The 15,242-nt window shown below is 68.1% G+C and carries 11 protein-coding genes and 1 pseudogene; 6 read left to right on the top strand and 6 right to left on the bottom strand.

The window, feature by feature from the left end; translation table 11 throughout:
- Positions 1-211: 211 nt before the first annotated feature.
- The 3 genes from efeO (at position 212) to efeU (ending at position 3,726) form a co-directional block, all read left to right on the top strand.
- A complete protein-coding gene (gene efeO / locus BMX65_RS12195) occupies positions 212-1,375 on the top strand; it encodes an iron uptake system protein EfeO (protein ID WP_075000213.1) in 1,164 nt (387 codons plus the stop codon).
- 65 nt (positions 1,376-1,440) lie between these two features.
- Entirely contained in the window at positions 1,441-2,826 is a 1,386-nt protein-coding gene (gene efeB, locus BMX65_RS12190) for an iron uptake transporter deferrochelatase/peroxidase subunit (RefSeq protein WP_075000212.1), read from the top strand.
- 63 nt (positions 2,827-2,889) lie between these two features.
- On the top strand, positions 2,890-3,726 hold the full coding sequence (gene efeU / locus BMX65_RS12185; protein WP_075000211.1) for an iron uptake transporter permease EfeU: 837 nt from the start codon (positions 2,890-2,892) through the stop codon (positions 3,724-3,726).
- Positions 3,727-4,017: 291 nt separating this feature from the next.
- On the opposite strand, the gene BMX65_RS12180 is transcribed toward efeU, so the two are convergent.
- The 3 genes from BMX65_RS12180 to BMX65_RS12170 are packed head-to-tail and all read right to left on the bottom strand — an operon-like array spanning position 4,018 to position 7,043.
- Complete coding sequence (locus BMX65_RS12180) at positions 4,018-5,130, bottom strand: M20/M25/M40 family metallo-hydrolase (RefSeq protein WP_239501997.1); 1,113 nt, start codon at positions 5,128-5,130, stop codon at positions 4,018-4,020.
- Positions 5,127-6,254: an o-succinylbenzoate synthase gene (menC, locus tag BMX65_RS12175; protein WP_239501998.1), complete on the bottom strand. Its 1,128-nt coding sequence runs from the start codon at positions 6,252-6,254 to the stop codon at positions 5,127-5,129. Before menC ends, BMX65_RS12180 begins: the two co-directional genes overlap by 4 nt.
- Positions 6,255-6,272: 18 nt before the next feature.
- Positions 6,273-7,043 (bottom strand): hypothetical protein, encoded by a 771-nt coding sequence (locus BMX65_RS12170; protein WP_075000210.1) that lies wholly within the window; start codon positions 7,041-7,043, stop codon positions 6,273-6,275.
- Between the two features lie 106 nt (positions 7,044-7,149).
- On the opposite strand from BMX65_RS12170, the gene BMX65_RS12165 reads away from it, so the two are divergent.
- Together BMX65_RS12165 and BMX65_RS12160 are read left to right on the top strand one after the other, a co-directional pair.
- A complete protein-coding gene (locus BMX65_RS12165) occupies positions 7,150-8,814 on the top strand; it encodes a PucR family transcriptional regulator (RefSeq protein WP_075000209.1) in 1,665 nt (554 codons plus the stop codon).
- A 120-nt stretch (positions 8,815-8,934) separates the two neighbouring features.
- Positions 8,935-10,491, top strand: coding sequence for an alanine/glycine:cation symporter family protein (locus BMX65_RS12160; RefSeq protein ID WP_079171840.1), 1,557 nt, complete (start codon positions 8,935-8,937; stop codon positions 10,489-10,491).
- A gap of 130 nt (positions 10,492-10,621) precedes the next feature.
- On the opposite strand, the gene BMX65_RS12155 is transcribed toward BMX65_RS12160, so the two are convergent.
- From BMX65_RS12155 to BMX65_RS12140, 3 genes and pseudogenes are all read right to left on the bottom strand, one after another.
- Positions 10,622-11,041 carry a hypothetical protein gene (locus tag BMX65_RS12155; protein ID WP_075000208.1) on the bottom strand — a complete coding sequence of 140 codons (420 nt, stop codon included), beginning with the start codon at positions 11,039-11,041 and terminating at the stop codon, positions 10,622-10,624.
- A gap of 22 nt (positions 11,042-11,063) precedes the next feature.
- On the bottom strand, positions 11,064-11,954 hold the full coding sequence (locus BMX65_RS12150) for a class I SAM-dependent methyltransferase (protein ID WP_239501999.1): 891 nt from the start codon (positions 11,952-11,954) through the stop codon (positions 11,064-11,066).
- Positions 11,955-12,507: 553 nt separating this feature from the next.
- Positions 12,508-13,217: pseudogene (locus tag BMX65_RS12140) on the bottom strand (transposase family protein); the annotation flags it as partial.
- Positions 13,218-13,555: 338 nt separating this feature from the next.
- Between BMX65_RS12140 and BMX65_RS31365 the strand changes: the two are divergent.
- Positions 13,556-15,142 (top strand): S41 family peptidase, encoded by a 1,587-nt coding sequence (locus tag BMX65_RS31365; RefSeq protein WP_239502000.1) that lies wholly within the window; start codon positions 13,556-13,558, stop codon positions 15,140-15,142.
- The last annotated feature ends 100 nt before the right edge of the window (positions 15,143-15,242 follow it).

Genomic DNA, 15,242 nt, shown 5'->3' with positions numbered 1-15,242 from the left:
CGACCGCCCCCGGGCCCGGCCGTCCCCGCCGAGCCGCGCCAGGGACGGGGACGGGAGCGGGGGCAGGAGCGGGGGGCAGGGGCGCGCGTCCCGGACAGTGAGCCCGGTCACCGGAGGCTTCCCTCGCTGGACCCCGGGGTAAGGTCCGGCTAAGTTAGGCCCGCCTCACTTTGGAGGCCCGCTCGCACCACTCGTCCCCGCTGGAGTCCGTATGCGTCCCGTCCGCCTCTGTGCCGTCAGTGCTGCCCTGGCTGCGATATCCCTCGCCGCCGTCAGCGGGTGCGCCGAAAAGGCGGACGCCGGTGGCGAGGGTGCCATCAAGGTGACCGCCACCGACGACTCCTGCGAGGTCTCCCGCAAGACCTTCCCCGCCGGGCATGTCCAGCTCGCGGTGGAGAACAAGGGCTCCAAGGTCACCGAGGTCTACGTCCTGTACCCGGACGGCCGGATCGTCACCGAGCGGGAGAACATCGGCGCGGGCACGAAGGCCGAGGTCACCGCCGAGATCAAGGCAGGGGACTACGAGATCGCGTGCAAGCCCGGCATGAAGGGCGACGGCATCCGGCAGAAGGTCGAGGCGACCGGCGGCGGCAAGCCCGCGAAGCGCGACCCGAAGCTCGACGCGGCCGTCTCCGCCTACCGGGACTACGTCCTGGAGCAGGCGGAGCTGACGCTGCCCAAGGCCGAGAAGTTCGCGGAGGCCGTCAAGGCCGGCGAACTGGAGAAGGCGAAGAAGCTCTACGCACCCTCCCGCATCGGCTGGGAGCGCACCGAGCCGGTCGCGGAGTCCTTCGGCACCCTCGACCCCAAGGTCGACCTGCGCGAGGACGGCCTGGAGGACGGGCAGGACCCGGAGAAGGACTGGACGGGCTGGCACCGGCTGGAGAAGTCGCTGTGGAAGAACAAGAAGATCACCACGACCGACAAGAAGCTGGCCGACCAGCTCGTCAAGGACCTCACCACCTGGCAGGAGAAGGTCGGCAAGGCCGAGATCACCCCCACCTCCATGGCCAACGGCGCCAAGGAGCTCCTCGACGAGGTCGCCACCGGCAAGGTCACCGGTGAGGAGGAGCGCTACAGCCACACCGATCTCGTCGACTTCAAGGCCAACGTGGAGGGCGCCCACAAGTCCTACGAGCTGCTCGAGCCGGTCGCGAAGAAGAACGACGCCGCCCTGGTCAAGGAGCTGGACACGCAGTTCGCCGCACTCGACGAGCTGCTGGACACGTACCGCGAGGACGACGGCAAGGACGCGGACGAGTACGCGTTCACCTCGTACGACGAGGTCGGCAAGGACGAGCGCAAGAAGCTCTCGGACGGCGTGAACGCCCTGGCGGAGCCGCTCTCGAAGCTGGCCGCGGCCGTCGTCAAGTAACCACGAGCAACCGGCCACCGGCCCGCCGGAGGCGACCGGACGGTGGAGGCACGAGGAGCGCGACCGTGACAGCGGAAGAAGAGAGCAACAGCACCGGGCAGAGCCCGGAGGCGGGCAGCCCGGACGTCCCGGAGCCGGCCGCCCGGCAGGAGCGGGAAGCGGCCGCCGAGCCGGATCCGGAGCCGCGCCCACGGGACGGGCAGGCCGAAACCGTCGGCACCCGGTCCTCCGTCGGGCGGCGCGCGCTGCTGGGCTGGGGCGGTGCCGGGCTGGCCCTGGGCGCTGTGGCGGCCGGCGGGACGGCCACCGCGCTGCACAACGACGAGGCGGACGCCGGTTCCGCCTCCGCCGGACAGGCGGTGCCCTTCCACGGCGCCCACCAGGCCGGGATCTCCACCGCGGTGCCCGACCGGCTGCACTTCGCCGCCTTCGACGTGACGACCGAGGACCGGGACGAGCTGATTCAGCTCCTCAAGGACTGGACGACGGCCGCCGCCCGGATGACGGCGGGCCACGCTGTCGGCGAGGGCGCGTTCGGTCCGGTTCCCGAGTCGCCGCCGGACGACACGGGCGAGGCGGCGGGACTCAAGCCCTCCCGCCTGACCCTGACCGTCGGCTTCGGCTCTTCCCTCTTCGACAAGGACCGGTTCGGGCTGGCGGAACAGCGCCCCGAGGCGCTCGTCGACCTGCCCGCCTTCCCCGGCGACAAGCTGGAGAAGGCGCGCAGCGGCGGCGACCTGTGCGTCCAGGCGTGCGCGGACGACCCGCAGGTGGCGGTGCACGCGATCCGCAACCTGGCCCGCATCGCCTTCGGCAAGGCCGCCATCCGCTGGTCGCAGCTCGGGTTCGGCAAGACCTCCTCCACCACGCCCGACGCGCAGACCCCGCGCAACATGTTCGGCTTCAAAGACGGCACCCGGAACGTCTCGGGCAGCGACAAGAAGGCACTGGACGAGCACGTGTGGGTGGCGGAGAAGGAAGGCCCGGCGTGGCTGGCCGGCGGCTCCTACCTGGTGGCCCGGCGGATCCGGATGCACATCGAGACCTGGGACCGCACCTCGCTCAAGGAGCAGGAGGACATCTTCGGCCGGGACAAGCGCGAGGGCGCGCCCGTCGGCAAGGCCAAGGAGCACGACGAGCCGTTCCTCAAGGCGATGCTGCCCACCTCGCACGTCCGCCTCGCACACCCCGACGCGCACAACGGGGCCCGCATCCTGCGCCGCGGCTACTCCTTCACCGACGGCACGGACGGGCTCGGGCGGCTGGACGCGGGGCTGTTCTTCCTGGCCTACCAGCGGGACGTGCGCCGCGGCTTCATCCCGATCCAGCGCAGCCTGGCGCGGCACGACGCACTCAACGAGTACATCCAGCACGTCGGCTCGGCGCTCTTCGCCATCCCGCCGGGCGTCCGCGACAAGGACGACTGGTGGGGGCGCGAGCTGTTCTCGTGAGCTGTTCGTGCGAGCAGGGATCCGGTCGGCGGCGGTGTCAGCGAAGGTGGAGGAAGGTCCGGCATGCTCGGTAACTATCTGATCGGCCTGCGGGAGGGCCTGGAGGCCAGCCTGGTCGTCTGCATTCTCGTGGCCTACCTGGTCAAGACCGGGCGGCGGGACGCCCTGCGGCCGGTCTGGCTGGGTATCGCGGCGGCCTGCGCGATCTCCCTCGGCTTCGGCGCCGCCCTGGAGTTCGGCTCCCAGGAGCTGACGTTCGAGGCCCAGGAAGCCCTCGGCGGCTCGCTGTCCATCCTCGCCGTCGGGCTGGTGACCTGGATGGTCTTCTGGATGCGCCGCACCGCCCGGCACCTGAAGAGCGAGCTGCACGGCAAGCTGGACGCGGCCCTCCAGATGGGCACCGGAGCGCTGGTCGCCACCGCACTGCTGGCGGTGGGCCGCGAGGGGCTGGAGACGGCACTGTTCGTCTGGGCCTCGGTCCGGGCCAGCGGCGAGGGCAGCGCGACGCCCCTGGTCGGTGTCCTGCTCGGCCTCGCCACCGCCGTCGTCCTCGGCTGGCTCTTCTACCGCGGCGCCCTGCGGATCAACCTCGCCCGCTTCTTCACCTGGACCGGCGCCATGCTGGTCGTCGTCGCCGCCGGGGTGCTCGCCTACGGCGTCCACGACCTCCAGGAGGCCCGCTTCCTGGGCGGCCTGAGCACCAAGGCGTTCGACATCAGCTCCGCCGTCCCCCCGGACAGCTGGTACGGCACGCTCCTGAAGGGCGTCTTCAACTTCCAGCCCGACCCCACCGTCCTCCAGTTGGTCGTCTGGGTGCTGTACCTGGGCGTGACGATGGCGTTCTTCCTCGCCCCCCGGCGGGACGCCTCCGCGCGGAAGCCGTCGCCGACGGCCGCCTAGGAGTCCCGTGCGGTTTCCTGATCCCACCAGCGGGTTCGTCGGTGGGTCGTCGTCGGTGGGTCGTCGTCGGTGCGCCGCGTGAGGCCACGGGCTGTGGCAACCTGCTCCGAGTGGCTCACCGTCCGCCACGAAGCACGCGTCCTCGTCGCAGCCGCCGGCGAGTGGCTTTGACGACCCGCCGACGCCTGCGTACCGCTCGACCCGAAGATCTGTACCGCGTCCGCCGGCTGTCGCCCTTCCCCGCGTGCGTGGAGCGGTCCGTCGCGAGCCGACCGCAACCGGCGCAGATCGTCAGCCGGCGGGCGGCAGCAGCCGGGCGATGAGTCCGGCGACCAGGGCCGCCCGGCGGGGCAGCTCGGCGATGACGGCATATTCCCCCTCGGCGTGGGCATACGCGCCGACGGCGCCGAGGCCGTCGAGTGTGGGGATGCCGATCCCGGCGGTGAAGTTCCCGTCGGAGGCACCGCCCACATGGACGGCACGGATGCTTCCCAGGGCGAGGTGCCTGGCGGTGGCGCGGGCCAGGTCCAGAAGGTGCGCGGCCTGATCGCTCTCCATCGGCGGGCGGTTGGGACCTCCCTCGACGGTGACTCGTGCTCCGGGGAGCACCGGGGACAGGGCGGTCATGCGGGTGTGCAGGACGTCCTGTTCAGCGCGGGTGGTGGCGCGGGCGTCGACGTGGAAGCAGGCTTCGGCGGGCACCGTGTTGGCCGTGGTGCCGGCAGTCGCCAGGGTAGGGGTGACGGTGAGCCCGCCGGAGCCGAACGCCGCCACGGCGCCCACCTGGGCGGTCAGCTCCATCAGCGCGTTCACCCCCTTCTCGGGCTCCAGGCCGGCGTGCACGGCACGACCGGAGATCCGTACTGCGTACTGGCTGACGCCCTTGCGACCCGACTTGAGCGCGCCGTCCGCGCTGGCCTCCAGCACGAGCACCGCCGCGGCGCGGCCGGCGGTCTTCTCGATCAGCGGCCGGGAGGTGGGTGAGCCGATCTCCTCGTCGGTGGTCAGCAGCATGCCGCAGCCCGGCGGGGCGCCGAGCGCGGCCATCGCGTACAGGCCGTGCACGATGCCGGCCTTCATGTCGAAGACGCCGGGGCAGCTGATGGTGGTGCTGGTGCGCAGTGGCTTCGGCCAGCGGGCCAACGTGCCGACCGGCCAGACCGTGTCGAGATGGCCGAGCAGCAGCACGCCGCCTCGCGCCGGTTCCCAGTACAGCGCGGGCCGGCCCTGCTCCTCGATCAGCTGTGGTGTGCGGCCGAGCAGACGAGTGCCCAGCTCGGCGGCCTGCTCCACGGCCTCGGCCAGTCGCCCGAGGTCGTGCGACGGCGATTCCACCAGGCACAGATCGAGGGTGTCGCGGACCATGTCCTCGGTGCGCGCGGTCAGTTCGTCGAGCGGGGTCACGGCTTGAGCACCAGCGTGGAGACGGTGAGTTCCGCCAGCACCTCGGGGATCGGCGCGACGCCGATGCCCGGTGTGGTCGGTATCTGGATATGGCCGTCATCGGTCATCGTGATCGGCTCGGTCAGGTCTTGCTCGAAGTAGCGGTCGGAGGCCGAGATGTCCGAGGGCAGGGTGAAGTTGGGCAGCCCGGCCAGGGCGAGGTTGGCCGCCCGGCCGAGGCCGGTCTCCAGCATGCCGCCCGCCCAGACGGGGATTCCGGCCGCGGCACAGACGTCGTGCACGCGCCTCGCCTCCAGGTAGCCGCCGACCCGGCCGGGCTTGATGTTGACGATCGCGCAGGCACCGGTGCGGATGGCTTCGTAGGCGGCTTGAGCCGAGACGATGGACTCGTCGAGGCAGATCGGGGTCCGCACCACACGGGCGAGTTCGGCGTGCCCGGCCATGTCCTCCTCGTCGAGCGGCTGCTCGACGAGGAGGAGCCCGAACGCGTCGAGCTGCGCCAGATGGCGGGCGTCGCTACGGGTGTAGGCGGCGTTGGCGTCCACCTGGAGCAGCACGTCCTCGCCGAATCGCTCTCGTACCGCGGCCACCGGCTCGGTGTCCCAGCCTGGCTGGATCTTGAGCTTGATCCTGCGGTATCCGGCGTCGAGGTAGCCCGCCACCGCGTCGAGCAGTTCCGGGACGGAGTCGTGGATGCTCACCGACACTCCCGCCTCGACGTGTGTCGCAGTCGCTCCCAGACAGCGGCCGAGGGGGATCCCGGCAGCTTTCAACTGGGCGTCGAGCACGGCCGTCTCCACGGCGGCCTTGGCCATGCGGTGCCCGCGTACCGGCTTCAGCAACTCGGCCACCTGCTCGGCGCTGAGGGGACCGGCGTGGAACAGGCGGGGCAGCAGATGGTCTGTGATCACCCGATGTGCGCCGTCGGTGAATTCGCTGGAGTACAGCGGGTCGGCGGTCGCGACACACTCGGCCCAGCCTTCGGCCTGGCCGGTGATGACGCGGACGAGCAGGACGTCGCGTTCCGTCTGGGTGCCGAACGAGGTGCGGAAGGGGGATGTCAGCGGCATGCCGACGCGCCGCAGTTCGACCGCTTCGATGTCTACGGGGTTCATGGAGTTCATGGGGCTTCTGGTGTTCCTTCACGCAGGGGGAGGGGTGAGCACGTAGGTGCCGTTCTGGTCGGCTGCGGTCCAGCGGAATCCGGATCGCAGCAGAGGCTCCAGCACCTCGCGCAGGGCGAGGCGCCAGTGCAGGGCCAGTGACGTGTCGGCTGGGACCGTGCGCGGGATACGCAGCCGCACGTCCTCGCGGGTCATCAGGTCAGGGACGCCGTGCACGGGCTCTCCCGCCGCTCCCTGGAACAGCAGGCAGCGAGCAGTGGACTCAGCCGCGCAGGCGCCGCGCGGCTCACTGCCCGTCAGGTCCCAGTGCACCAGGACACGGTCCGTGGGCATGCCGTGGTTGAAGACATCGTTCATCTGACCGTAGAAGTCCGAGTGATAGGAGACGCCCGTGGCGCCCAGCCTGGTCAGGTTGAAGTAGGCATTGGCGGTCCGCAGCGGGTCGAAGGTCCAGGCCATCCTTGTGATGCCGCGCTCCAGGCACCAGGAGCGCTGGCCGAGCTTGATCTTCCGGCCCAGACCCGCGCCTCGCCACTGCTCGTCGACGCCGACCACATGCGAGTGCAGCAGTGGGCCGTCCGGGTCGGAGCTGAGGAAGCCGACCGCTACGGCGGCGAGGCGCCCGGCGACGAAACAGCCGAGTATCGGCGCCCCGGCAAGGCCGAGCGCCCGCATGAAGGGGAACGGCACCGGCGGTGTCTGCGCCTGCCATACCCGGGTGATCAGGTCGGTCGCTGCCGACGTCTCCTCGGCGTCGGCCAGCTCCCGTATCTCCGCGTTCGCGACCATGAGCCGTAGTCTGGCGGGATCGCCCCGGCCGATTCTTGTGGATCACCCCAAAATGCGACCGGCCGGATGAGTGTGTACGACAATCCTCCAAGGCTCGGTGACACCCATGGCTCAAGCGCTCACACTCCACCGTCTCGTCCAGGACATCGGCGACCCCCTGTTGCGGCTCGCGGTCGATCCGGGCGGCGCGAAAGAGCCCGTGGCAGGGGTGGCCATCCACGATCCGGCCGACGGGGGCGGGCTGGAGCCGGGGTGCCTGGTGCTGTGCGTGGGCATGGACGCGGGACCCGCGCTGCTCGCCCTCGGCAGCGCCGCCCTGCGTGCCGGAGCAAGAGGGCTGGCCGTGAAGGGGCCACTCCCCGCGGAGTGCGCCGAGTGCCCCGTGCCGGTCGTCGAGGTCAACCCCGGCGCTTCCTGGATGCACCTTGCGGCCACCGTGCGGCAGCGCTTGCTGGACCACTCGCGTGCGCAGTGGGAGCCCGCAGGCGCCACCAGCGATCTGTTCCAGTTGGCCAACACCATCAGTGCGATGATCCAGGCTCCGGTCGCCATCGAGGACGCGGCCTCGGCGGTACTGGCCTGGTCAGCGGGGCAGGGCGACGCCGACGAGTCGCGAGTGGAGACGATTCTCGGCCGTGCGGTACACCCGGACCGGCTGCGCCGGCTCGCCGAGCAGGGCGCCTTCGAACGGCTGCGCCGCACGACCGCGCCGGTGTACATCGAACCGCACGAACCCGGCATGCTGCCCCGTGTGGCGATGGCTGTACGTGCGGACAGCGAGGTGCTCGGATATGTCTGGGCGGTCGTCACCGCGCCGCTGTCCCCCGGATGCCTCCGGTCGCTGGAGATGTTCGCGCCGGTCGTCGCCTTGCACCTGATCAACAACGCCCACGCGGACAGTTCCGGCTGGGCCCGACGGCAGCGCCGGGATCTGGCCGCGGCCGTGCTTGCCGGAGGCTCTGCCGGGATGGGTGCGGCCCGCGAGCTGCAGTTGGACACCGGGGCCCTGTGCCTGGTCGCTGTGGGTCTGCGTCCGTACAGCGCCGTCTCCGACACGGCTGCCGCACAGGCCGCCGTCGCCGCGGCCAGGCTGCGCCGACTCGAGGAAGTCCTGACTCTGTACCTCACCGCGATGCATCCCGCGGCGGTTGCCGTGCGCGGTGATCGTGCCGTCTACGCGCTGGCGACCTGGCCGAGGACAGACCCGGACGAGGCGCTCACCGCGGCCCGCTCACTGGCCGCGGACTTCGTCTCGCGCTCGGCCACGGCACTCGGCGACGGCTGGATGGCCGCAGTCGCCGGGCCCGCCGCCGAACCGGGCCAGGTACCCACCATCCGGGCCCAGGCCGACGCCGTGCTGCACGCCATGCGCAGGAGCGGGGAGGCGACACCCGCCGTGGCCACCCTGGACGAGACGGCGCTGCAGGTACTGCTCGACCATCTCCGTGACATCACCCAGTCGCTCGGCCTCCCCCCGGCCAGCGGAGCACTGCGCCGTCTCGCCGCACACGAGGGAGCCGACGGATACCTCACCGAGACTCTCGCCGCCTTCGTGGCAGCACAGTGCGTGTCCGAGGATGCCGCCGCCCGGCTGCGGGTACACCCCAACACTCTGCGTTATCGGTTGCGCCGCATCAGGGAGGTGTCCGGCCTGGACTTCCAGGACGCCGACCAGATGCTGCTGGTCCAGCTACAGCTACGGCTGCAACGGCGTGAGCCGACGACTCCGTTTGACGCCACGGACAAGGCGCCGGACTCGAATTCGTCATAGAGCACAAGACCCACCTTCCAGGCGCCGCCAGACTGTCTCATCATTCCTCGCCCGCGGTCGGCGCGCACTGGCGCGCTCGCGAGCGAGCAGAACCCGACTCATGAGAACGGGCGCCGTCGCATGAACACGCTGGATTCCTGGATTCTTCAGATCAACGACTACTTCTGGACGTACCTGCTGATCCCGTTGGTGGCGATCGCGGGCGTCTATTTCACCCTCCGCTCCCGGGCGGTACAGGTGCGGCTCCTTGTGGAGACATTCCGTATCTTCCGGGACAAGCCGAAGGACGGTGTGAGCCCCTTCGGCGCCTTCAGCATCTCGGCCGCAGCCCGCATCGGGACCGGAAACATCGCGGGTGTGGCCACGGCCGTCACGCTCGGCGGCCCCGGCGCGGTCTTCTGGATGTGGGTCATGGCCGTGGTCGGCGGTGCTTCCGCCTTCGTCGAGGCGGTACTCGCCCAGCTCTACAAGGCGCGCGGCAAACAGCCCGGTACCTACCGCGGAGGACCCGCGTACTACTTGGAGCGCGCACTGGGAAAGCGCTGGCTCGGCGTCCTCTTCGCCGCGCTGATCACCGTGACCTTCGGCTTCGTCCTCACGGCGGTGCAGTCCAACACCATCGCGGTCACCGTCAAGGGATCACTGAACGGCGCGGACCCCGCCTGGTTCGTTCCCGCACTGGGTGCCGCGCTGGCCGCTCTGCTCGCGCTGGCCGTGTTCTACGGCGTGAAGCGACTCTCCATGGTCACCCAAGTGCTCGTCCCGGTGATGGCCGGCTTCTATCTGATCCTCGGCTCGGTGGTGGTGCTGATGAATATCACTGCCGTTCCCCAGATGCTCGGCGACATCATCGGCGGAGCCTTCGGCATACGCGAGGTGGCGGGCGGCGCCGTCGGCGGAGCGATCCTCCAGGGCATGCGGCGCGGGATGTTCTCCAACGAGGCCGGTATGGGCTCTGCCCCGAACGCCGCCGCAGCAGCGGAGACCACGCACCCGGTCAAGCAGGGCCTCGTCCAGACCCTCGGCGTCTACTTCGACACGCTGGTCATCTGCACCATGACCGCCTTCGTCGTCTTGAGCGTCAACCCCTCACTGGCCGAGCGTGGCGGCGCCGACGTCACCCAGTCCGCGTTCCACGCCGCTCTGGGCGCCTGGGCCGGTCACGCTCTGACACTCGTGGTCTTCATGGTCGCTTTCAGTTCCATGATCGGTAACTACTACTACGGTGAGTCCAACATCGGATTCATCACCCGGAACAGGTGGGTGATGGTGGGCTACCGGGGGGCCATTCTGGCCTGCACCGTCCTCGGCGTCATGGGCTCGGTGAGCATCGTCTGGAACCTGGCCGACATCACCATGGGCGCGATGGCACTGGTGAATCTGCTGGCGATCCTGCCGCTTTCGACCATCGCCTTCAAGCTGCTGGACGACTATGTGGCCCAGCGCCGCGAGGGTCTGAATCCGGTCTTCACCCGGGACCGCGTCCCTGGCCTGAAGGGCGTGGAGTGCTGGGAGCCGCCTGCCGCTGCGGAGGAGCCGCAACGGCCCGAACCCGAGGCCGCGAGAGGTCCTTCGAGTCCCGTTGAGCCGCTGCCTCCATGCGACACAGGCGCGGTCCGCGGGCCGGGGGCTCCCCCGGCCCGCGGACCGCGCAGCGAAGTCGACAGAATCCCCTGATCGGCCGTCAATCACCTCTCCGAGCGAGAGGTGGTCGACGACGGCGAGCGCACTCCTACGCGGAGTGTCGTTGCAGAAGTCACTGTCCTCGTCGCGGCCCTCAACGAGTGCTTGTGATCGGCACACGTCACTACAGGTCATAGTCCTGGGCCAGCTCCTCCCAGCGAATACTGCGAAGCTCGAGGTCAACATCCTCACCCGCCGGTACCTCGGGTGCTGGCTGGAACCAGGTGACGATGAGGGTGGAACCGTCCATTGCCGGATCGAGCGCCGTGGAGTCGAAGGCGCCGACGCAAGCCACGGAAGGCAGAACCTCAACGGGACCGAAGGCGCCGGCTCTCTCGTTCGGGTACTCGCGGGAGGGCGGAACGAGATGGACCGGCGTGGCGGGAAAGGCGCGTTCGGCCTGCCGCTGGAGCCGACTGACCTTCAGGTCGTTGATGCGCTTGCACGGGTAGCCCTCCAGCATCCCGTCGTAGGTTGAAGACATCCGCAGCTCGGTGAGCCGGATCGCACGACCGGACAAGAGGACGATGTGACCCAAGGACATGCCGACACCCTATGCGCACGATTCACTTTTGATACCCGGCCTGGCGGGTGGGGACGCTCGCACGGGCAAGGACGGACAACTCGAACGGGCGGAGCGTGTCGGCGCGTTCCCACTCCGCTGGGTCGATCGTCTCCCGCTGCCGGGCGTACTCGATCGGCTGGAGCCCGTGCTCACGCAGGAGGGCGTCCATCTGCTCGATGCTGAGGAACGTCTGCCAGGGCTCGCCCTGCTCGGCCGCCGCAGCCATGACGCTCTCCGCATACGACTGACCTGCCCCGTCGCGGAGTCCGGTCGGCAGGAGATGCTCCACGACGAGCTCTGTGCCGGGTGCGAAGCCGCTGACGACGGCCAGGGTCTGCCTGATCGCCTCCGAGGTCAGGTACATCGTGACCCCGAGCCAGCTGACCAGCGCGGGCCGGCCCGGGTCGAAGCCGGCCCGCACGAGGTGATCGGCAAGTGACCAGGCGGATTCCTTCTCAAAGTCGACCGGGACGAAGAAGGCGGACGGTGGAACCGGTATCCCCGCCTCGACCAGCATCGCCCGCTTCCAGTGCTGGGTCGTCGGCTTGTCCACCTCGAACACCCGCACGTCGACGTCCAGTTCCGACCGGTAGGCGAACGAGTCCAGCCCCGCGCCGAGAATGACGTACTGTCCGACGCCCCGGCCGGCCAGCTCGGACAGTCGGTCCTCGGTGTAGCGGCTGCGGGTGACGGCCGTCGTCCGCGCGCCGGACAGGACGGGGTGCCCGCCGTAGGACTGGTGGTAGCCGAGGAGTTCTTCGGCACGCTCCCCCAGGAAGGTCTGCGCCAGGGTGTCGGCAAAGATCGAGGGAGTCTCGTCGACGAGGAGGTGTGCCGCGCGTGCTGCAGCCGACATGAGAGCTGTCCGGCTGGGGTGCCCCTTGTTCATCATGATGCCAGACGATAACTCCCCTTTTTGACACAATATCACAAAAGGTAAATTTTGGGAAGAGCTTGCGGGTTCTGTTTTGGTGAAGAACGCGATCCTCGCGGTCCCTGGACCGACCTGCGGGGTCGCTCCGAGCGGCGACGTCACCGTGCGCATTCCATCCCTCGCGACAAGGACCGACGGTCAAAGGGCACCGGATCGATTCGTGCAGCCCCCCGAACACGTTGCCCTGCTCGCGCACCCGCGGAGCACCACCCGGAACACCGGGACGCGGGACGGGTCGTTGCGGGACGAGACGTCTTGACGTTCAGCAGATGAGGGCTTTGACAGCTACCCGAGCAGGGCGTGCGGCGTTCGCGTCTCCGGTGATGGAGGCGGTGACGATCGCACCCTCGGCCATGAGGCACAGGGGCTCCGTCGGAGCGTCCGCGGCGGCCTCGCGCTGGGCGTGTGCGGGTGCCTTTTCGGCAAGCATCTGAGTGATGCGGCCAGCCCTTCCACATCACTCAGATGCGCTGCTCCCGAGCTGTCGACAAGCACCTGGGTGAAGAGCCGCTCAACGAGGCCCTGCAGACCGCACACCTGATGATGCACTGAGGCTCTTTCGTCCTGAATAGCTGCAGGTCAGGAGAGTGTGGATGGCGGTGACGGCACGGCCGATGCGGCCGGTCGAGCAGCGTGCTCTGTGGAGGAGGCGCCAGGACTTGAGCCTGACGAAGGCACGTTCTCCGGGGGCGCGCAGGCGCGCATGAGCGCGGTTGAACTGCTGGTAGTGCTCCGGGAGTTCGTTGTGCCGGTAGTACGGCGTGCGGAATGTGTGGTCGGCGCCTTGGTAGGCGCGGCCGGCGAGCACAAGAATCTGACGGGTGAAGCAGGCTTCGGGGACCCCGTGGGCACGGGCCGCGGTCAGGTCGTGCGTGCGGCCCGGAGTCGCCCGTGAAAACCACAGGGGCCTCCCGTCCGGCAGTGCGATGGCCTGCACGTTCATGCCGTGCTTCCGGTGTTTTTGTGAGTAGTACGGCTCATCGGCGGCGACGCGGTCGATCGGGATGAGCGTGCCGTCGACGATGACGAAGTCGCCCTCGCCCAGGCCGGTCAGGGCTCGCGCAGTCCGGGTGGCCAGCCGGCCAGGACGTCGATGGTCTCGTCCACGTACCGCCATGCAGTCGCCTCCGAGATTCCGAACCCGGCCGCGAGCTGGGCGAGCGTCGTGTTCTTGCGCAGGTGTGCCAGGGCGAGGAGGACCTGGTGAAAGCAACCCACCTCTACAGCACAGGGTGAAAGAGGTTCAGTCACGGCTGGAGCAGGCGCAGACAGCTTTGGGCCAGAATTTTCGCCGTTCACGATCGTGCGCCATTCGGATGGGGATGCATGAAGTGTTGTATGTCATCCCGGTCGACACGGTAGTGAGCAGAGGACGCCCCTGAGCAGAATGAACATTGACTAACACCCCCGAGATTGATTGCTCAATCTCCCGAGGAGACACAATGAGTTCCCGGCCTGAAAGACCGCCAAGTGGACCCGTAGTACACATTCCCGAGCGCGCGCATGCACGAATTTCAAGGGAGCTGGCGAATTTCGTCCAGACCGCAGGCTCGCTCACTTTGGACGAGCGACGCCTGATCGTCGACCAGGCATTGATCCTACTGGAACAGAACTATGTACATCTCCCGTTGAAAGCAGCAATGTACGGCGTGAATCCTGTTCAACGGTTGCGCGTGCTCCAGCGGCGCACGGAGAAGCAAACAGAGCAGACGATGCCTCCCGAGTGGAAATTCCACGCCGATATCTCGGAGATCTTCCTTTCCCTTAAAGATCTACATACGAACTATCTACTGCCGGAGCCATTCGCTGGTAAGGTAGCCTGTCTACCGTTCTTGATCGAGGAGTACTCAGACCAGGACGGTTCCAAGTTCATGGTCACCTACGTCTCCAAGGGCTTTCATGTCCCTGGCTTCGCTCCGGGGGCACAGGTCACTCATTGGAGCGGCATCCCGATCTCGACAGCGGTCGAACTCAATGCCTCACGCTTCGCCGGGAACAACCTCGCAGCACAGCGTAGCCGCAGTGTGCAGTCGATGACGATCCGTCCACTGATGGTCCATCTTCCGCCATTCGAGCAATGGGTGACCGTCAACTACATCGGACCAGATGGAAAACATCGGGAGATGCGTGAAAGTTGGCGTCTCTTCGATAGCCCGCCCGGGCCAGTCGATACGGGTACCGCCAGCTCCGCCGCTCTCTCCCAGGCTGTTGACATTGATACGCAGGAAACGAATCGAGCCAAAGTAGCATTGTTTGCCCCACGGGTTCTTGCACAGCAAAGCGCGGTCGCTACTGGCCAACCTTTTCCGGGATTGCGCCCCGGAGAGATTCCCACAAGAATCCCGATCGCTTTCCGAGCTCAAGAAGTCCAGACACCTTCCGGGGTCTTTGGGCATCTCCGCATCTTCACTTTTGAAAGCGATAGCCCAAGAAGTTACGTCGAGGAGTTCATTCGTCTCGTGCGTCTCCTCCCGGATCGGGGGCTGATCCTGGACGTCCGTGACAACGGCGGCGGCGATATGAGGGTCGCCGAGTGTCTTCTGCAGGTCCTCACTCCGCGCAAGGTGGCACCCGAACCCGTTCAATTCCTGAGCTCTCCGCTCAACTTGCGAGTCTGCCGAGCAGCACGGTCTCTGGACATCGACTTCAGCGCCTGGATTCCTTCGTTGGATCAGGCCCTCGAACTAGGGGCCGCCTTCTCTGGCGCCTTTCCTGCTACGTCCCTTGCGGCTGCTAACTCAATCGGTCAGAAGTACTTCGGTCCCGTCGTTCTCGTCACAAACGCGAGATGTTTCTCCGCGACCGATATCTTCGCAGCTGGTTTCCAGGATCATGAGATCGGGCCTGTACTCGGCACCGATCAGAATACCGGTGCCGGAGGTGCCAACGTGTGGACTCACGACGTCCTGTGCGATCTCATGGCCAATGATCCGACCTCGCCCTATGTGCCACTGCCCAAGGGATCGAGTATGCGGGTTGCTGTCCGCCGCACTTTGAGGGTCGGCGCCCAGTCCGGCACACCGGTTGAGGATCTCGGGGTTACGCCAAACAGGGTCCACCGGATGACTCGGCGGGATCTCCTGGAGGGTAACGCCGACCTCCTCAACCGGGCCGGCCGCATGCTAGCGGAGGAGGGTGGGAGTTGAATATCCGGGTCGACAACCGGGCGTGGTTGTCCATCGATGTGGTCCCCGACGTCACCGTCCCGGAATTCCTTCGAGCGTGGCTCGCGTGGAGAGCTCCTGC

Origin of the sequence: Streptomyces qinglanensis (assembly GCF_900111245.1) — a bacterium.
In the GTDB taxonomy this organism is placed as follows: Bacteria; Actinomycetota; Actinomycetes; order Streptomycetales; family Streptomycetaceae; genus Streptomyces; species Streptomyces qinglanensis.
The sequence above is the reverse complement of the archived record's forward strand: the minus strand, read 5'-3'. Positions and strand labels throughout refer to the sequence as shown.